This is a genomic window from Mycobacterium shunyiense, from assembly GCF_058270075.1.
Map to the genome: position 1 here is coordinate 157989 of NZ_JBZDPU010000007.1, position 17775 is coordinate 175763.

Consider the following 17775-nt stretch of genomic DNA (forward strand, 5'->3'; position numbering starts at 1 on the left):
TAACTCTTGGTTCGTCGCGGGTTGCCCGCCCGGCGGTGGCACATGCCACGGTCGCGGGCGCTGTGGCGAGCGCCACCATTTGGCGGTCGGCAGTAGCCAAGGGCTATCCTGGAAACGTTGCCATGGCCTGCACCGGCAATCCCCCTCGAATCCCGGTGCGGGCCATGGCGACCTTAATTTCTGGTGCCTACCAAGATAATTCGATCTTGATGATGCACCCCGTGGTTCAGGCGGAGTGTCACTAGCCGATGTGGGATGACGAAGTCGACGTCGTTTGCTGTGGCTCGGGCTTCGGGGCGTTGGCCGCTGCCGTTGCCGCGGCGGATGCCGGCCTTGACGTGCATATCGTGCGTCCGGGAGATCCTCGATCGGTCACGCCCGGACCGGAGACACCGTGGCTGGGTGTGGGTATCGACGATCCCGAGACCCGCGAGTACTTCGACGCCCTGTCGGCGGACCTGACGCCGCTCGTCGACACCGAGTGCGACAGCGCGCTGACCGTCCGGGCAATCAGTGAATGGACCCCGGTTTCCGGACGTGGCCGGATCGCGCCGTTCTACGGTGCTCGGCTGCAGGACTGGGCGCAGCGTTGCCTGACCTCTCCCTACGGCGTGCTCTACACGCGGTTGGCGGACCGGGGCACCACCTCGATGCGCTCCGGCACCGGTGAGGAGATTCAGGTCAAGATGCTGGGCGCACTGGAGACCACGACGCCCGCGGACACCACCGCGGTGCTCGGTGACTGGTTGTCGGCGCAAGCCCGCGACCGGGAGATCCCGGCCGCGGACAACGGCACGCTCCAGCGCCTCGTGTTCGAGGAGGGCGAGATACTGGGCGCGGTGATCGACACCGCAGACGGACCGTTGGCCCTGCGGGCCCGCCACGGAGTTGCCGTCTCGACCGAACCTCATCCTGCCGCGACCTCGGCGGCCGATCAGCTCATCGAACCGGGCAAGCTCGTGCAGGTAGGCCTGGTCGGCTACAGCGCGAGCAGATTCGGCCGGGTCGAACTGCTGGAGCTCGAGCGGGACGGATCGGGATCGGGCTACTGCAACTCCGGCCGGGTGCACGACTCCAAGCGTGAGTCGGGTCGCTCACCTGCGCGGCGCGGCCGAGAAATGCACCGGTACCCGCCCTTTGGCCAGTAACGCGGCCATCTCGTGGCCGAGAATCGGCTTGGACAACAAGAAGCCCTGCGCGCGGTAGCAGCCGTGGCGCAACAGCGTCAGCGCGGCCCGCTCGGTCTCCACCCCCTCGGCCACCAGTTGTAGGCCGAAAGCCCCGGCGAGCGCGATCACCGCACGCACGATGGGTAGGTCGCCCGGGTCCGAACCCAGGCCGGCGACAAAGCTGCGGTCGATCTTGAGGGTGTCCACCGGCAGGGACTTCAACAGCGACAGCGCGCTGTAGCCGGTGCCGAAGTCATCGATGGCCACCTGCACGCCGACCTTGTGCAGTCCGGTCAGTGTCGAACGGGTGGTTTCGATGTCCTGCACCACGATGCTCTCGGTGATCTCCAGACAGACCGACCCGCGGGGCAGGCGGAACTCCTTCATCACGCCGGCCACCGAATCGACGAATCCGTCGGTCACCAGCTGCACCGGCGACACGTTGATGCGCAGCACGATGTTGCGGCCGACGCCGTTGGACCGCCACCGGGCGAACTCCGCACAGGCATTCCGGAGCACCCAGCGTCCCAACTCGCCTGCCAGATTTATGGATTCGGCCACGCCGATGAACGAGTCGGGGGACAGCAGGCCTCGCGTCGGGTGCTGCCAGCGGACCAGGGCCTCGGCGGCCAGCACCTCGCCGGTCCGCATGTCGATCTCGGGCAGGTAGTGCAGAACGAGTGCGCCGCTCTCGATCACGCTCTGCAGGTGCAACTCGATGTCGTTGCGGAAGTCGATCTCCATCGCCATCGCATCGGAGAACACCGTGACCCGGTTGCCACCGGAGTTCTTCGCGGTAAGCACCGCGTGATCGGCCCGGTTGAGCAGATCGGAGGTGGAGTCCCGGCCCGGCATTCCTTCGGCCAGACCGATGCTGACGGTCCGGGTGAGCATCTCGCCGTCGATGGTGACCCGTTCACGAAGCACCGACTGGAGTCGGTAGGCCAGAGCGGTGGCGGCCTCGGCGGTCATCGACGCCGCGGGGACCACGACGAACTCGTCACCGCCGAGTCGTGCGATGAGCTTGGGCGAGTCGTCGCCGCGCTGTAACCGCTCGGCCAGGATGCTGATGAAGGCATCACCGGCGGTATGGCCCAGGTAGTCGTTGATCGCCTTCAACCGGTCCAGGTCGAAGAACATCACCACGACCGGGCCGGGCTGGCCCGGAGCCAGCCGGGCCTCCAAGTGGGCCATGAGTGCCCTGCGGTTGTGCAGCCCGGTGAGGTGGTCGTGATCCGCGAGGTACCGTAGCCGGTCCTCGGCCTCGATGCGGGCCTGCACCTGCGCGAACAGCGAGGCGATCGCTTTGAGTGCGTTGAGCTCGGCGGGCAGCCACTCGCGGTCGCCGAACTTGACGAATCCCAGCACCCCGGTGGTGATGTCCCCGGACAGCAGCGGCACACAGGCCATCGAGGTGCTGGGGATGTGGCGTCCCGCCTCGATCGTGCGCTGATAGTCGTCGGTGGCCGGCTCCGGCCGGAACACCGCCGGTTCCTTGAGGTGCTCGGCCATCGCGAACACCGGGTCGGCATCGGCGAAGTGGATGACCGCGATCGGGTCGGTCGGGGTGTCCTGCGGGCGCGGCGGCCACTCGGCCACGAGCCGAGTCGCGTGCGCCTGGTGATCGTTGTGACGCAGGAAGCTCACGTCCACATCGAAGAACGAGACCAGCTCGGCCAGCACCTGTTGGCTCACCGAAACCGAGGTCGCGGCGTCGACCGCCATCAGCTGGGTGGCGACCGACGTGACGAGCAGTTCGAGGCTGCCTGGCACCAGATACCTCCGCATATACCTCTGCACCCGGCTCTCAGCCGTACTGTGGCGCCGAACCCGGTCGGGCTCGCCGTCTGCTGCGTACGGTCGGACGCGGCGCGTAGGACAACCTGAGCACCAGCGCCTGTGATTCGTCGCGCCCGGTACCGGTCAACCTGCGAAAAGCGTACTGCAGGTCGCGCAGGGTGCCGGCGTGGTCGGGCGAGAGTGTCTGGCGGTCCCGGTCGTCATGGGCATAGAGGAACACCGGAGACACCGGTTGGACCGCCAGCCCGTGGCGTTGGGCGCCGACCCAGACAGCCTCGACCGCCGACCCGGCCTGGGCGTAGTCGGTCAGCCGGCGGCCACGGACCGAGACGACCGCCAGCGCCGAGCTTGAGGTGACCCGTTCGTAGGTGTCGTCGCCGAGGGCCACCCCGGCGTTCCAGTCCGACAACTTCGCCATGACCTCGGGCCGGCGCAGGATGTCCAGCACCACCATGTCGCCCGAATCCAACCCGAGCGTCGTGACCTCGATACCGGTATCGGGTGCTGGATCGCCGGGCCAGCGCAGTTCCGACATCATCTCCCGGTGCAGCGTGGGGGTCAGATAGCGGATCCGGTCGGCCTTGGCGAGTATGCCTGCGGCGGTTTCGATCTCGGAAGGGGTGTCCAGGACCCTCAGATCGGCACCTTCGCCGCCGGCGGCAGCCCGCAGGGCGTCGAGCACCTCGACGGAGATCGGTGCCGACGTGCCTCGCAGCCGATTGGTCTCCCGGGCCAGCATCGGTTCGTAGAGTTCGGCCAGCTCAGGTGTGTCGCCGGGGGTGAACTCCGCGATCCCGTACAGGGGGGTGCCCTCGTCGCCGCGGGACCACCGCACGTGCCCGGCCAGGCCGTGAGCTGCCGCGGCGACTCGGGCATTGAACGCCGCGGCGCCCAGGGCCACCGCGCTGCCGCGGTACCCGACATCCATCGCCGTGGTGTATTTCGTCGCCAGCCGGAGGTTGATCCGGTCGTCGCTCGCTTCGATGTGCCACGGTTGGACGTTGCCGCCCGAGGGGGCGCGGGATGCCGCCTCGGTCAGGATGTCCGCCATCCCCGTCGGTCGGGGTGGCGTCGGCGCGGGGACGGATGCGGGTGGGGCCGCTGACGCGTCGCGCAGCGGATCGCCGATGCGGTCGAGAGCGTCGGCGATATCGACGCGCACCCGCCCCGACGGCATCGGCTCACCCAGGCCGATGCGTCGCACGGCGTTGGCGACGACGGTCGCCCCGAGGACCACTTCCGCGGCGAGTTGAGGCCAGGTGCTCAGCGTCTTGCCGACCTCCACCAGCGACGCCGCCATCCGGGCCGACAGCTCAGGTGCGTCGAGGATTCGCAGAACGTGCGGCACCTTGTCTTTGCTGCTGAGCCCCGCCAGGTCGCGTGCCGAGACGTCGCCGAGCAGACCGTGCAGGATCGGGCGCGCGGGATCCAGGTCGAACCGCTCGACGTCCAGCAGCCCACGATCCCCGGTGGTCATCAGCACCGGCAGTCTCCGGGCCCGGGCAGCCTCGCGGACAAGAACTTTCGCGTCCAGCGAGTCGCATTCCTCGACGACGACGTCGAGGCCGCGCAGGTACTCGTCGATCGACTCGGCCACCGCGCCGTTGCGATCGATGCGAACCCTGATGTACGGGTCGACCTCGGCGATCCGGCGCGCGGCCACCACGGCCTTGTTCAAGCCCAGGTCGAACACGGTGCCGGGGACCCGGTTGAGGTTCGCCAACTCGAGTTCGTCGAAGTCGGTGAGTCGAATCTCGCCGCAGAGGCCCTCGACCGCGAGGTTGTGGGCGATGGCGTGGCCGACGCTGAGGCCGACGACTCCGATTTTCAGGCGTGACAACCGCTGCTGCTCATCGGCACTGATGAGGTTGCGGTTGCGGTCCAGGCGTAGCCGGTTGAACGCGCCCGGTCCCAGAAGGTGAACCAGGCATCGCCGCCACGGGTAGTACGCCCACCTGGTCGGCTCCTCGAGCATTTCCTGGTCGACCGCAGGCACGAGCGTGCGGAGCGCAGCCTGTTGCTGACGGCATTCGTCGATGACCGTGATTCGCGGATCCCGGCGCAGCTGGTCGAGCGTGCTGCTCGATTCGCCGTCGCCGTCGCCGTCGACGAAGATCGCTCGATATTGATCGAGGTCGTTGTATTCACTCAATTCGGAATTCCCGATGTCTGTGTAGGCGCTTTCCTTGGGGCTTTCTGGGGTCATCGTCTCGTCCCGGCGGCGGTAACGGCGTCGATGCCGCCGGTTCGGGGGTACGCGCCGATTCGTTGTGCTTCGGCGAAGTAGCGCGACAGCTGCCCCGGATCGGCGTGGTTGGCGAAAGTGGTGCTGTCCCACCACATCATCTTGGTCTGGTATCGCTCGTCGGGATACGGTGTCGCCGGGATTTTCGCAGCCAGCACGCCGCCGGAGGACAGCCAGCGTTTCAGCACATAGGCGGCGGCGGTGGCCATACCGAACTGAATGTCCAACAGTGTCATGGCATGCAGCGGCATACGCGCCAGCGTATCGGTGAGTGCGCGGCTCTGCTCTGGGTCGTCACACACCCAGGCGGTCTTCATCTCGACCACTCCGAACGGCAGACGGTCGGCGATCATCTTGCGCACGGCGTCGAGTGCGGGCTGTCCGCTCCATTCGACGATGGCGTGGCTTTCGTCGACGCTCCGATACGGCCCCTTGGCCCGCAGACCGCCGACCACATTGCCCGAGCTGTTGATCCCGACACAGAACAGCGCCGTATCGTCGCCCGTCCGTAGGGCTTTCAGGTCCAACGCTTGCTCCACTGCATGTTTGCGGTAGTTGGAGCAGGCGCCGCGGACATATTCGTCCCACAGTTTGCGCTCGGCCGGCGGGCGGGCCACGACGATCGTGCACTCGCTGTCGGGGTCCCACCAGGTTGGGCTCTCGTCCAATGTCACGCAGCGGCGGGCGACGTCATCGAGTTGGGGAGCGGTCATCTGGAATCCATTTCGTCGGTCAGCCGTGCCTTCCGACGGGACGGCTGATTTGTGTGTGCAGCACGGTGTTGCGAATACGTGTGATGAGTATTGCGCCGCCGCGTAGTGAAATTCCAGCGAGCTGAGAAAACTTGTCCAGTGACGGGGTGAATTCTGCGGGCGCAGCACCGATTAACTCACCGGTACATGCAATTTTGGCAAATTCAACAATCGACATTTATGCCGAATATGTGCCTTACGGGCGAACGTGGCAAAAATCTTGAATTGACGACGATGCCGAATGCGTGGTCCCGGGGCGGCGGCGCACGCTTTTGCTGTGACCCTTCACAGCCAGTCCTTAGTGCGATTGACCATCGCGGTGAATGGCGACCGACTCGGCGGGGCTCCGGGCCATTCGGTTCGGTCGCGCATTGGTGGGTTGTGTGTCGGCTCGGAGAGCTGAGATGAGATTCTGGTGTCGATGACACAGGAGTATCCGAAAACCACCGCCCTGCCGGCTCAGGATGTCGGTCGGCTGTTGCTGCGTTGCGCGGACAGGCCCGGTCTGGTTTCGGCGATCAGCGGCTTCCTCACCGGTGCCGGCGCCAACATCGTGTCGCTGGATCAGCACTCCACCGAGCAGACCGGCGGCACCTTCATCCAGCGCACGATCTTCCATCTGCCGGGCCTGGCGGCGGTGCGCGACGAACTCGAGCGTGACTTCCGGCAACGGGTGGCCGAGCCGTTCGAGATGGACTTCCGCCTCACAGAGGCCTCCAAGCCCAAGCGTGTGGCACTGATGGCTTCCCGCGAGGACCACTGTCTGCTGGACTTGTTGTGGCGCAACCGGCGCGGTGAGCTCGACATGTCGGTGGTCATGGTCATCTCGAACCATCCCGACCTCGCCGATCAGGTCCGCGCGTTCGGAGTGCCGTTCCTCTATGTCCCGGCGACCCGGGGGAACCGCACCGAGGCTGAGCAACGGCTGCTGGAGTTGTTGCGTGGCAACGTCGATCTGGTGGTGCTCGCGCGGTACATGCAGATCCTGACGCCCGATTTCCTCGATGCTGTGGGCTGCCCGCTGATCAACATCCACCACTCGTTCCTGCCGGCATTCATCGGTGCGGCGCCTTACCGCAGAGCCAAGGAGCGTGGGGTCAAGTTGGTCGGTGCGACAGCGCATTACGTGACCGGTGACCTCGATGAAGGGCCGATCATCGAGCAGGACGTGGTGCGGGTGGACCACCGGCATTCGGTTGGTGACCTACAGCGGCTGGGCGCCGATGTCGAACGCCTGGTGTTGTCGCGGGCGGTGCTGTGGCACTGTGAGGACCGCGTAATCCGGTTCGGGAATCAGACCGTGGTCTTCTGACCACGGGTCGGGAGGAGTGAGCGTGAAAATCTTCAATGGTCTTGACGAGTTTGTGGCGGCAGCGGGTAGCGAGCTCGGCCCGACGGACTGGATGGAGATCACCCAGGAGCGGGTGAATCTATTCGCCGATGCGACCGACGACCATCAGTGGATTCACGTCGATCCCGAGAAGGCGGCCGGTGGACCGTTCGGCGGCACCATTGCGCACGGCCTGCTGACCCTGTCGTTGTTGCCGCACTTCACCCATCAGCTGTACCGCGTCGACAATGTGAAGTTGGCGGTCAACTACGGCTACAACAAGGTTCGGTTCATCACGCCGGTGCGGGTCGGGGCCAACGTGCGGGCGCGGGCGGCGATCTCCGACGTCGCGCAGCTCGACGGTGCGGTGCAGGCCACCATGACGGTGACCGTCGAGATCGAGGGCTCCGAGAAGCCCGCCGCGGTCGCCGAGTCGATCGTCCGCTTCATCGGCTGAGGTTTCGTTCTTTCGTGAGCAGACGCAAACCTGTCCATAAATCGCGTAATCGGGACAGGTTTGCGTCTGCTCGCGGCGTTTCTGACACTTGTCAGAATTCATTGACGGCCGTCAAAGGCCGCTGCTAGTGTTCTGCATCACAATGTGAAGGAGCACTGTATTGCAGCGTTCACTGCCGCGGACCGCGATCATCGGCTCGGGCATCAGCGGGCTCACCGCCGGAAAGATGCTCAAGGACTACCGGGTCCCGTACACCACGTTCGAGACGTCGGACCGCATCGGTGGAAACTGGGCCTTCGGCAATCCGAACGGACACAGCAGCGCGTACCGCTCGCTGCACATCGACACCAGCAAGCATCGGTTGTCGTTCAAGGACTTTCCGATCCCCGAGCATTTCCCGTCGTTCCCACACCACTCCGACATCAAGGCCTATCTGGACGCCTATGCAAATGCCTTCGGGCTGTTGGAGAACATCGAGTTCGGCAACGGGGTGGTGCACGTGACACGGGTCGACGGGGGCGGTTGGGAGATCGAGGATCAGGCGGGCGCCCGCCGTGAGTTCGACCTGCTTGTCGTCGCCAACGGCCACCACTGGGATCCTCGACTACCAGAATTTCCCGGCACCTTCACCGGTGAGCAGATCCATTCCCACCACTACATCGACCCGAAAGAGCCGCTCGAGCTGACCGGCAAACGGATCCTGGTGGTAGGCATCGGCAACAGTGCCGCTGACATCACCGTCGAGTTGTCGTCCAAATCCCTGCAGAACCAGGTGACGCTGTCCACCCGATCGAGCGCCTGGATCGTCCCGAAATACATTGCGGGACAACCGGGTGACAAATACTTCCGCACCAATCCCTACTTGCCGTTGTCGTGGCAGCGCAAGATGGTCCAGCTGATCGGGCCGATGCTCGGCACCGATCCGACCATGTACGGACTGCCTGCCCCGAACCACAAGCTGTTCGAGGCGCACCCGACACAGTCGGTCGAGTTGCCGTTACGACTCGGCTCCGGCGATGTCATTCCGAAGCCGAACGTTTCCCGTTTGGACGGTGACACTGTGCATTTCGAGGACGGGACCAGTGACGTCTTCGACGTGATCGTCTACGCGACGGGCTACAACATCACCTTCCCCTTCTTCGACCCCGACGTCGTCGATGCGCCCGGCAACCACATCCGGCTCTACAAGCGTATGTTCAAGCCGGGTATCGATGATCTTGTGTTCATGGGTTTCGCCCAAGCGATTCCGACGTTGTTCCCGTTCGTCGAGTGCCAGTCGCGACTGCTCGCGGCCTACGCGGTCGGGCGTTACGCCCTGCCGTCGGTGGCCGAGATGGAACGGGTGATCGACGCCGATCAGCAACTGCACGGCGGACACTGCACGGACCGTCCTCGGCACACCCAGCAGGTGGATTACTTCTACTACGAGCACGATATCCGGGTGCGCGAACTACCTGCGGGTGCCGCACGTGCGGCAGACGGTGGCGGCGTGACCGCAGGGGTGATCGCATGACTTACGCAGAGTTGACGTTCCACTCGGCCGGCGACCGGTGCAGTGCGTGGCACTTCCAGGCTGGAGACGACGGCTTCGCCGGACCGGAGGGCAGACCGGTCGTGGTGATGGCGCACGGCTTCGGTGGCACCAAGGACTCCGGGCTGCAGCCCTTCGCCGAACGCTTCAGCGCAGCTGGCCTGGATGTGGTGGCCTTCGATTACCGGGGCTTCGGTGCTTCTGAAGGGCTACCGCGGCAAAGCGTTTCGGTCGAACGTCAGATGGCGGATTACGGCGCGGCCATCGCGGCGGCCCAACAACTGCCGGGTGTGGACCGTCGGCGGGTCGTGCTGTGGGGGTCGTCGTTCTCGGGCAGCCACGTGCTGCGGGTCGCCGCGCAGTGCACTGATGTGGCTGCGGTGATCGGCATGACTCCGTTGACCAGCGGGCTGGCTGCCAGCCGCGCGGCCGTGGCGCATCGCGACGTCGCATCGGCATTGCGCTGGACCCTGGCCGGTGTGAAGAGTCGCGTGGCCGTGGCGGCGGGCCGGCAGCCGACGCTGATGCCGCTGGCGGCCAAGCCGGGGCAGGCGGGCGCGCTCGCCCTCGACGGGGCCTACGAAAGCTACAGTGCGATCGCCGGGCCGACGTGGCGCAACGAAGTCGATTCGGCCATCGGCATGGAGCTGGTGCAGATCCGCACCGGTGCTGCGGCCAAGGCGCTGAGATGCCCTGTGCTGATTCAGATCGCGGACTTCGACCGGTTCGTGCCGGCCAACTCTGTGATGAAGACGGCGGTCCAGGCCAGGGCCCAGGTCCATCACTATCCGTGTGATCACTTCGACGTGTGGCCGGGGCATGACTGGTTCGACACCGCCGCCGAGGATCAGCTGAGATTCCTGACCGCTCACCTCTCCTCGCGAGCAGACACTTAGGTACCGCCGGCGGGCCAAATCGGGTACATATGTGTCTGCTCGCGGGGCGATCTTAGGTGCGGTACAGCGCCGCGACGTCGGCCGGCCGCACCTTGAGGGCGGCATTGCGGGGGAGTGCATCGACCACCGCCACGGCCACCGGCACGTGATGGCTGGGTAGTTCCTCGCGCACCAGGTCTTTCAGCTCGGCCTCGGTGGGTGTCGGGGCATCCCGGCGTAGCTCGACCGCGGCGAACGGAACCGCGCCCAGGCGGGCGTCCGGAACTCCCACGACGCAGGCGTCGAGCACACTGGGATGTGAGATCAGAACCCGCCGAACCGTTTCCGGCAGGATCTTGAAGCCGCCGCGGTTGATCGCGCCGTCGCCACGCCCGTGGAGCATGACGAATCCGTCCTCGTCCATCGACGCCAGGTCCGTGGTGCGTACCCAGTCCGGACCGATGACGGCGACGGCGGCTTCGAGCACACCGATGGTCCCGGCGGGCACTTCGGCGGCGGTGTCCGGGTCGACGATGCGGACCCGCACGCCGGGAAGGGGCCGGCCGACGCTGTCGGGTTTGTCCGCGCCGTAGCGGCGATGCAGCTCAGGTGTCCAGCTGCATACCGATCCGGCGAATTCGGTTGCCCCATAGGCCCACAGCAAGGGGATCCCGTAGCGCCCCTCGAACTCGGCCCGCAATTCCGGCTCCAATGGTCCGGAGCCGCCCGAGAGTCCATCCAACGACGCCAAGTCCTCGCGCGGAACGTCGGCCTGTAGCAGCATGCGCAGGATCGCGGGCTGCACACCCGCACGGGTGATTTGGTAGGTCTTGATCGCGTCGACCCATTCGGGGACGCTGAACTTCTCCAGCAACACCATGCGCTTGCCGGAGCACGGCGCGGCCAGCAACTGGCAGACTCCGATGCTGCCGAACGGCCAGTACACCAAGGCTGGTGGGGTGTCGGCTCCGACCACCTCGGTGCCCGCACCGATCGTCATGCTCAGCACGGTGTGCTCAAGTACGTTGGTGGCGACCGGGATTCGTTTGGGCGGACCGGTGGTGCCACTGGTCAGGATGTGCAGGCCGGTCTTTTCCAGCGTCGGGTCGTGTCGGCTGCCGGGCTGCCGCGTCGCCGTCACACCGACCCGCAGCGGATCGCTGGACAGCACGACGCCGGCCGAGCCCGACGAGGCCACCGCGCCATGCAGCTCCGGTGTCCAGTCATCGACATCGGCGAGAACTGCCGGCAGCGCCAGTTTCTCGACGTCCCGGGCGATCGCGGTGGCGGATTGATAGGAGTAGATCATCACCACCGGGCGTCGCGTCGCGATGAACCCGAGGATCGTCGCCGCGTGGGCAATCCGGTTACGCACGACGATGCCGACCGGTTCGCCCGGCAGCACCCCGGCCTCGTCCAATGCGGTCGAGATCTGCTCGATGAACTGCGTGATCTCATTGCCCGAGTACCATTTTCGGGCGAATTCGATGAACGGCCGGTCACCGTACGCCGTCAGCCCGGTGGCCAGCCTGTCGGCGAAGTCCGTGCTTGTCGGGCTGGTCATGCCGGCCTAGAACTGGGTGGAGCCCAGATCGACGGCGACCCGACTGGCGGTGACATACCGTGACTCGTCGCTCGCCAGCCAGATCGCGGCATCGGCGATGTCCTCGGGTTCGGCGATGTAATCCGGCAGGAACGGCGTCACCATCTGCATCAGGCCGGGGTTGGTGTCATTGGCCCGGTTGAGCGCGGCCAGCATGTCGCCGGTGCCCATCGGGGTGTTGACCGCACCCGGGTGCAGGCTGTTGACGCGGATCTTGTGCTTGCCCAGCTCTGCGGCGAATGCCCGGGCCATGCCGGCGACCGCGTGCTTGCTGGCGGTGTAATGCACCATGAACGGCTGCATCTTGATGCCGGCTGCTGAGCTGATCAGGATGATCGACCCGCCGCGGCCGCCGTCGATGATGTGCTGGGCACCGGCCATCACGGTGTTCCACGTCCCGGTGACGTTGATGTCCATCACGTCACGGAATGACTCGGGGGTGGTCTCGTTCCAGGGCTCGGGGACGGTGATGCCCGCGTTGGCCACGATGATGTCGAGCCTGCCGAACTCCGCGACGCCTTTGCCGACGATTTCCCGCAGCGCGTCGTGGTCACGGGTGTCGGCGGCGGTGGCGATGATGCGCTTGCCGGTGGCCTCCACGAGGCGGACGGTTTCGGTCAGATCCTCAGGGGTGGCCGAGTCGTAGGGCACGCTCGGAGGCAGTGGACCGGCGATGTCGACGGCGATGATGTCGGCACCCTCTTTGGCCATCCGAACCGCGTGCGCGCGGCCCTGCCCACGGGCAGCTCCGGTGATGAAGGCGACCTTTCCGGCGAGCCGCTCGGTCATAAATTCTCCTTAGTGAATAGGTATTTCAGAGTTGACGTTGGGCGGCCTTGACCAGGCCGCCGCCGATGATGAGTCGCTGGATCTCACTGGTGCCCTCGTAGAGACGCAGCAGCCGGACCTCGCGGTAGATGCGCTCGACCGGGACCTCGCGCATGTAGCCGGTGCCGCCGTGGATCTGCACCGCGAGATCGGCGACGTTACCTGCCATTTCGGTGCAGAACAGCTTGGCCGCCGAGGGGGCGATGCGGCGGTCCTCGCCGGACACCCACTTGGCGGCGGCGTCGCGTACCAAGGCGCGTCCGGCCATCACTCCCGTCTGCTGGTCGGCGATCATCGCCTGCACCAACTGGAAGCTGCCGATCGGCTGGCCACCCTGGGTGGCCGCGGCGGCGTAGGCCACTGACTCGTCGAGCGCGCGTTGAGCGGACCCGACGGCGAGCGCCGCGATGTGGACCCGGCCGCGGGCCAGGGAGGTCATCGCGGCGCGGTAGCCGACTTCCTCGCTACCGCCGACGAGTGCGCTGTTCGGCACCCGGACCGCGTCGAAGGTGACGTCGGCGGTCCAGGCGCCCTCCTGGCCCATCTTGGCGTCCTTGGCCCCGACTTCGACGCCGGCCGCGTCCGCGGGTACCAGGAACACAGCGATGCCGGGGCCATCGGCATCGGCGGGGCGAGTACGGGCGAACACGACGAACAGATTCGCGGTGGGCGCGTTCGTGATGAACCGCTTCTGGCCGTCGATCACCCAGTCGTCCCCGTCGCGAACGGCCTTGGTGCGCAGGCCCGCCGGGTTGGATCCGGCGCCGGGCTCGGTCAGGGCGAACGAGGCGACGACATCGCCGGAAGCGATGCCCTCCAGCCACCGGGACTTCTGCTCGTCGGTGCCGAAACCCACCAGGACCTGGCCGGCGATGCCGTTGTTGGTGCCGAACATCGACCGCAATGCCAGCGACGTGTAGCCGAATTCCATTGCCAGTTCGACATCTTGGGCCAGGTTCAGGCCTAGGCCACCCCATTGCTGGGGGATCGCGTAGCCGAACAGCCCCATGTTCTTGGCCTGGTCACGGAGATCGTCGGGTACCTGGTCGGTGGCCAGGATCTCGTTCTCGCGGGGCACCACGGCGGAGCGGATGAAGCTACGGGTCTGCGCCAGGATCTCGGCGAAGTCCTCGTCGCTGACTTCGGAACTGGCCGCGGTCGTGGTCACAGGTGAGCTCCATTTCGTCGCGCGGAATCCGCGGGGGCGATGAATCTCCAATATCGTATATGAAATATGATCTGGGCCAGACAGAGCCCCCGCGATCGAAAGTTAGGTGATCAGGTGTCGTTGCTGACCGGTCAGACTGCAGTGGTGACAGGCGGTGCCCAGGGTCTGGGCCTGGCCATCGCGAAACGCTTTATCGGCGAGGGTGCCCGGGTGGTACTCGGCGACGTCAACCTTGAGGCCACCGAGGCCGCCGCCCAGGAACTCGGCGGGCCCGAGGTCGCGACCGCGGTGCGGTGTGACGTGACCTCAGGTGCTGAGGTCGAGGCCCTCGTGCAGGCCGCTGTCGAGCGGTTCGGCGGGCTCGACATCATGGTCAACAACGCCGGCATCACGCGCGACGCGACGCTGCGCAAGATGACCGAGGAGCAGTTCGACCAGGTCATCGCGGTGCACCTGAAGGGCACCTGGAACGGCACCAAGTCGGCTGCGGCGATCATGCGCGAGAACAAGCGTGGCGCGATCGTCAACATGTCCTCGATCTCGGGCAAGGTCGGCCTGGTCGGCCAGACCAACTATTCGGCGGCCAAGGCCGGCATCGTCGGGATGACCAAGGCGTCGGCCAAGGAGCTCGCGCACCTGGGGGTGCGAGTAAACGCGATCCAGCCCGGTCTCATCCGGTCGGCGATGACCGAGGCCATGCCGCAACGGATCTGGGATCAGAAGCTGGCCGAGATCCCGATGGGCCGCGCCGGTGAACCCGACGAGGTGGCCAAGGTCGCGCTGTTCTTGGCCAGCGATCTGTCGTCGTACATGACGGGCACCGTGCTCGAGGTGACCGGGGGTCGGCACGTATGACCCGCGACGCGGTTATCTGCGAACCGGTCCGCACTCCGATCGGCCGCTACGGCGGCATGTTCGCATCCCTGTCCGCCGTCGAACTCGGTGTCGTCGCGCTGAAGGGACTGTTGGAACGCACGGGTGTGGCACCTAAGCAGGTGCAGGACGTGATTCTGGGCCACTGCTATCCCAACAGTGAGGCGCCGGCCATCGGACGGGTCGTCGCGCTCGATGCCGGTCTGCCCGTGACGGTTCCCGGCATGCAGGTGGACCGACGATGCGGTTCCGGGCTGCAGGCCGTGATCCAGGCCTGCCTGCAGGTGCGCAGCGGGGACAACGATCTTGTGGTGGCCGGTGGCGCCGAAAGTATGAGCAACGTCGCGTTCTACTCGACCGACATGCGTTGGGGCGGGGCCCGCAGCGGCGTGCAGATCCATGACGGGCTCGCACGCGGACGCACGACCGCCGGTGGGCAGTTCTACCCGGTGCCGGGCGGAATGCTGGAGACCGCCGAAAACCTGCGGCGTGAGTACGCCATCACCCGCACTGAGCAGGACGAGCTCGCGGTGCGTTCACATCGCAGCGCGGTGGCGGCCCAGCAGTCCGGGGCGCTGGCCGAAGAGATCATTCCCGTGACGGTCCGTTCTCGTAAGGGTGACACGGTGATCGACACCGACGAGCACCCGCGCGCCGACACCACGGTCGAGGCGCTGGCCAAGCTGAAACCTGTTCTGCTCAAGCAGGACCCCGAGTCCACCGTGACCGCGGGCAACTCAAGTGGTCAGAACGATGCCGCGTCCATGTGCATCGTCACCACCCCGGAGAAGGCCGCCGAGCTGGGCCTGCGGCCGCTGGTGCGGATGGTGTCGTGGGGCTCGGCGGGTGTCGCGCCCAACGTCATGGGCATCGGCCCGGTCCCGGCTACCGAGGTGGCCCTGGCCAAGGCCGATCTGCAGCTCGGCGACATCGACCTGATCGAGCTCAACGAGGCGTTCGCCGCTCAGGCGCTGGCCGTGATGAAGGAGTGGAAGTTCGGCGAGGCCGACTTCGAGCGCACCAACGTCCGGGGGTCGGGTATCTCGCTGGGGCATCCGGTCGGGGCGACCGGCGGGCGGATGCTCGCCACGCTGGCCCGGGAACTGGATCGGCGGCAGGCCCGCTACGGGCTGGAGACCATGTGCATCGGAGGCGGCCAGGGGCTGGCCGCTGTATTCGAGAGGGTGTCATCGTGACCAGACTCGCCCAGACGCTGGGACTCACCGAGTTCCAGACCGAGATCGTTTCGACGGTAAGACAATTCGTCGACAAGGAAGTCATCCCGACGGCCCAGGAGCTGGAGCACTCCGACACCTACCCGCAGGCCATCGTCGACCAGATGAAGGACATGGGCCTGTTCGGGCTCATGATTCCCGAGGAGTACGGCGGTCTCGGCGAATCGCTGCTCACCTACGCGCTGTGCGTCGAGGAACTGGCCCGCGGCTGGATGAGCGTGTCCGGGGTGATCAACACCCACTTCATCGTCGCGTACATGATCCGCCAGCACGGAACCGATGCCCAGAAGCAGAACTTCCTGCCGCGCATGGCGACCGGCGAGACACGGGGTGCGTTCTCGATGTCCGAGCCCGAGCTGGGCTCCGATGTGGCGGCGATCCGCACCCGGGCCAAGAAGAACGACGACGGCACGTACACCATCGACGGCCAGAAGATGTGGCTGACCAACGGCGGTAGTTCCACCCTGGTGGCCGCGCTGGTGCGCACCGACGAGGGTGCCGACAAACCGCACCGCAACTTGACAGCCTTTCTGGTCGAAAAGCCCACCGGCTTCGGTGAAGTGGTTCCCGGGCTGACCATCCCGGGCAAGCTCGACAAGCTCGGCTACAAGGGGATCGACACCACTGAGCTGATCTTCGACGGGTACCGGGCGAGTGCCGACGACGTTCTCGGCGGCGTTACCGGTCAGGGCTTCTTCCAGATGATGGACGGCGTCGAGGTCGGTCGCGTGAACGTGTCCGCGCGGGCCTGCGGTGTGGGTATCCGCGCCTTCGAGCTCGCGGTGCGCTACGCCCAGCAGCGGGAGACGTTCGGCAAGCCGATCGCCGAGCACCAGGCGGTGGCGTTCCAATTGGCAGAGATGGCAACGAAAGTCGAGGCGGCCCATCTGATGATGGTCAACGCCGCCCGGCTCAAGGACTCCGGCGAGCGCAACGACGTGGCCGCGGGCATGGCCAAGTACATGGCGAGTGAGTTCTGCTCGGAGGTCACCCAGCAGAGCTTCCGGATTCACGGCGGGTACGGCTACTCCAAGGAGTACGAGATCGAGCGGCTGATGCGTGATGCACCGTTCCTGCTGATCGGTGAGGGCACCAGCGAGATCCAGAAGAACATCATCAGCAAGCGACTGCTGTCCGACTATCGGGTCTGAGCCGTGTCCATACCCGATTTCGCTTCTCGGCCACAGCTGGCCGAGGACGTGGCGCGGCTGATCCGTCGGCGGATCTTCGACGGGACCTATCCGGCGGGGAACTACATCCGGCTCGAGCAACTGGCGGCCGAGCTGGGGATCAGTGTGACGCCGGTGCGCGAAGCGTTGTTCGGCCTGCGCACCGAAGGGCTGCTGACCCAGCAGCCCCGGCGCGGGTTCTTGGTGCTACCGGTCACCCGGCGAGACATCGACGACGTGGCCGGGGTGCAGGCCCACATCGGCGGCCAGCTGGCATCGCGGGCCGCCGGCCAGATCACCGACGGTCAGCTCGTCGACCTCGACCGGATCCAGCGGGAGCTGGAGGTCGCCTATTCGCAGAACGATCACGAGGCGGCCGTGCGGCTCAACCACGCGTTCCACCGCGGGGTCAACCGGGCGGCCGAATCGCCCAAGCTAGCCCAGCTGATGTCCCAGATCACCAGGTACGCACTGGAATCGGTGTATCCGACCGTGGAGGGCTGGCCCGAGCAGTCCACCCATGACCACCGCCGGATCCTGGCCGCGCTCAAGGCGCGCGACGGGGATGCGGCCCGTGACGCCATGGCCGAACACCTGTGTGCCGCGTCCAAGCCGCTGACCGAGCACCTCGACCGGCTGGGCGTGCTGGAGTAGCAAATTGATCCGCGAGCAGACGCAAACTCGCACATTTCGGTGCAAAAATGTGCGAGTTTGCGTCTGCTCGCCGAGAGAAGGGTGGG

Annotated in this window: 16 protein-coding genes; 9 read left to right on the top strand and 7 right to left on the bottom strand. The window is 66.2% G+C overall.

Going from position 1 to position 17775, the window contains the following annotated elements:
- Nucleotides 1-248: 248 nt before the first annotated feature.
- Nucleotides 249-1148: an FAD-binding protein gene (locus tag AC4ELH_RS06330; RefSeq protein ID WP_064957778.1), complete on the top strand. Its 900-nt coding sequence runs from the start codon at nucleotides 249-251 to the stop codon at nucleotides 1146-1148.
- Here AC4ELH_RS06330 and AC4ELH_RS06335 read toward each other — a convergent pair.
- The 4 genes from AC4ELH_RS06335 to AC4ELH_RS06350 are packed head-to-tail and all read right to left on the bottom strand — an operon-like array spanning nucleotide 1095 to nucleotide 6144.
- Nucleotides 1095-2957 carry a putative bifunctional diguanylate cyclase/phosphodiesterase gene (locus AC4ELH_RS06335; RefSeq protein WP_064879128.1) on the bottom strand — a complete coding sequence of 621 codons (1863 nt, stop codon included), beginning with the start codon at nucleotides 2955-2957 and terminating at the stop codon, nucleotides 1095-1097. The two genes, AC4ELH_RS06330 and AC4ELH_RS06335, sit on opposite strands and share 54 nt — an antisense overlap.
- Before the next feature lie 19 nt (nucleotides 2958-2976).
- Complete coding sequence (locus tag AC4ELH_RS06340; RefSeq protein ID WP_498883494.1) at nucleotides 2977-5175, bottom strand: Rv1355c family protein; 2199 nt, start codon at nucleotides 5173-5175, stop codon at nucleotides 2977-2979.
- Nucleotides 5172-5927, bottom strand: a complete 756-nt coding sequence (locus tag AC4ELH_RS06345) for a hypothetical protein (RefSeq protein ID WP_064957777.1) — start codon at nucleotides 5925-5927, stop codon at nucleotides 5172-5174. Before AC4ELH_RS06345 ends, AC4ELH_RS06340 begins: the two co-directional genes overlap by 4 nt.
- Before the next feature lie 19 nt (nucleotides 5928-5946).
- A complete protein-coding gene (locus AC4ELH_RS06350; RefSeq protein WP_498883495.1) occupies nucleotides 5947-6144 on the bottom strand; it encodes a hypothetical protein in 198 nt (65 codons plus the stop codon).
- Between the two features lie 243 nt (nucleotides 6145-6387).
- Between AC4ELH_RS06350 and purU the strand changes: the two genes are divergently transcribed.
- From purU to AC4ELH_RS06370, 4 genes are all read left to right on the top strand, one after another.
- The gene (gene purU / locus AC4ELH_RS06355; protein WP_498883496.1) at nucleotides 6388-7278 is read left to right on the top strand and encodes a formyltetrahydrofolate deformylase; all 891 of its coding nucleotides are present in this window, start codon (nucleotides 6388-6390) and stop codon (nucleotides 7276-7278) included.
- 22 nt (nucleotides 7279-7300) lie between these two features.
- The gene (locus AC4ELH_RS06360) at nucleotides 7301-7753 is read left to right on the top strand and encodes a MaoC family dehydratase (protein WP_055119889.1); all 453 of its coding nucleotides are present in this window, start codon (nucleotides 7301-7303) and stop codon (nucleotides 7751-7753) included.
- Nucleotides 7754-7913: 160 nt separating this feature from the next.
- Nucleotides 7914-9266: a flavin-containing monooxygenase gene (locus AC4ELH_RS06365; protein WP_498883497.1), complete on the top strand. Its 1353-nt coding sequence runs from the start codon at nucleotides 7914-7916 to the stop codon at nucleotides 9264-9266.
- On the top strand, nucleotides 9263-10180 hold the full coding sequence (locus tag AC4ELH_RS06370) for an alpha/beta hydrolase (protein WP_064886160.1): 918 nt from the start codon (nucleotides 9263-9265) through the stop codon (nucleotides 10178-10180). The genes AC4ELH_RS06365 and AC4ELH_RS06370 overlap by 4 nt, the downstream gene beginning before the upstream one ends.
- Before the next feature lie 52 nt (nucleotides 10181-10232).
- Here AC4ELH_RS06370 and AC4ELH_RS06375 read toward each other — a convergent pair whose 3' ends face one another.
- Genes AC4ELH_RS06375 through AC4ELH_RS06385 form a run of 3 tightly spaced genes read right to left on the bottom strand, consistent with a single transcriptional unit; the run spans nucleotide 10233 to nucleotide 13758 of the window.
- Complete coding sequence (locus AC4ELH_RS06375) at nucleotides 10233-11723, bottom strand: class I adenylate-forming enzyme family protein (RefSeq protein WP_498883498.1); 1491 nt, start codon at nucleotides 11721-11723, stop codon at nucleotides 10233-10235.
- A 6-nt stretch (nucleotides 11724-11729) separates the two neighbouring features.
- Entirely contained in the window at nucleotides 11730-12551 is an 822-nt protein-coding gene (locus AC4ELH_RS06380) for a mycofactocin-coupled SDR family oxidoreductase (RefSeq protein ID WP_090434121.1), read from the bottom strand.
- Nucleotides 12552-12576: 25 nt separating this feature from the next.
- Nucleotides 12577-13758 carry an acyl-CoA dehydrogenase family protein gene (locus tag AC4ELH_RS06385; RefSeq protein WP_498883499.1) on the bottom strand — a complete coding sequence of 394 codons (1182 nt, stop codon included), beginning with the start codon at nucleotides 13756-13758 and terminating at the stop codon, nucleotides 12577-12579.
- A 66-nt stretch (nucleotides 13759-13824) separates the two neighbouring features.
- On the opposite strand from AC4ELH_RS06385, the gene fabG reads away from it, so the two are divergent.
- Genes fabG through AC4ELH_RS06405 form a run of 4 tightly spaced genes read left to right on the top strand, consistent with a single transcriptional unit; the run spans nucleotide 13825 to nucleotide 17689 of the window.
- On the top strand, nucleotides 13825-14613 hold the full coding sequence (gene fabG / locus AC4ELH_RS06390) for a 3-oxoacyl-ACP reductase FabG (protein WP_064886168.1): 789 nt from the start codon (nucleotides 13825-13827) through the stop codon (nucleotides 14611-14613).
- Nucleotides 14610-15827, top strand: a complete 1218-nt coding sequence (locus tag AC4ELH_RS06395; protein WP_498883500.1) for an acetyl-CoA C-acetyltransferase — start codon at nucleotides 14610-14612, stop codon at nucleotides 15825-15827. Before fabG ends, AC4ELH_RS06395 begins: the two co-directional genes overlap by 4 nt.
- Nucleotides 15824-17017 carry an acyl-CoA dehydrogenase family protein gene (locus tag AC4ELH_RS06400; protein ID WP_418048651.1) on the top strand — a complete coding sequence of 398 codons (1194 nt, stop codon included), beginning with the start codon at nucleotides 15824-15826 and terminating at the stop codon, nucleotides 17015-17017. The genes AC4ELH_RS06395 and AC4ELH_RS06400 overlap by 4 nt, the downstream gene beginning before the upstream one ends.
- 3 nt (nucleotides 17018-17020) lie before the next feature.
- Nucleotides 17021-17689, top strand: a complete 669-nt coding sequence (locus AC4ELH_RS06405; RefSeq protein WP_418048650.1) for a GntR family transcriptional regulator — start codon at nucleotides 17021-17023, stop codon at nucleotides 17687-17689.
- Nucleotides 17690-17775: the final 86 nt, after the last annotated feature.

Coding starts and splice junctions, on each gene's coding strand:
- purU (WP_498883496.1), top strand. CDS start 6,388: ATGACACAGGAGTATCCGAAAACCACCGCCCTGCCGGCTCAGGATGTC.
- AC4ELH_RS06375 (WP_498883498.1), bottom strand. CDS start 11,723: ATGACCAGCCCGACAAGCACGGACTTCGCCGACAGGCTGGCCACCGGG.
- AC4ELH_RS06330 (WP_064957778.1), top strand. CDS start 249: ATGTGGGATGACGAAGTCGACGTCGTTTGCTGTGGCTCGGGCTTCGGG.
- AC4ELH_RS06335 (WP_064879128.1), bottom strand. CDS start 2,957: ATGCGGAGGTATCTGGTGCCAGGCAGCCTCGAACTGCTCGTCACGTCG.
- AC4ELH_RS06380 (WP_090434121.1), bottom strand. CDS start 12,551: ATGACCGAGCGGCTCGCCGGAAAGGTCGCCTTCATCACCGGAGCTGCC.
- AC4ELH_RS06345 (WP_064957777.1), bottom strand. CDS start 5,927: ATGACCGCTCCCCAACTCGATGACGTCGCCCGCCGCTGCGTGACATTG.
- AC4ELH_RS06395 (WP_498883500.1), top strand. CDS start 14,610: ATGACCCGCGACGCGGTTATCTGCGAACCGGTCCGCACTCCGATCGGC.
- AC4ELH_RS06340 (WP_498883494.1), bottom strand. CDS start 5,175: ATGACCCCAGAAAGCCCCAAGGAAAGCGCCTACACAGACATCGGGAAT.
- fabG (WP_064886168.1), top strand. CDS start 13,825: ATGATCTGGGCCAGACAGAGCCCCCGCGATCGAAAGTTAGGTGATCAG.
- AC4ELH_RS06370 (WP_064886160.1), top strand. CDS start 9,263: ATGACTTACGCAGAGTTGACGTTCCACTCGGCCGGCGACCGGTGCAGT.
- AC4ELH_RS06350 (WP_498883495.1), bottom strand. CDS start 6,144: ATGTCGATTGTTGAATTTGCCAAAATTGCATGTACCGGTGAGTTAATC.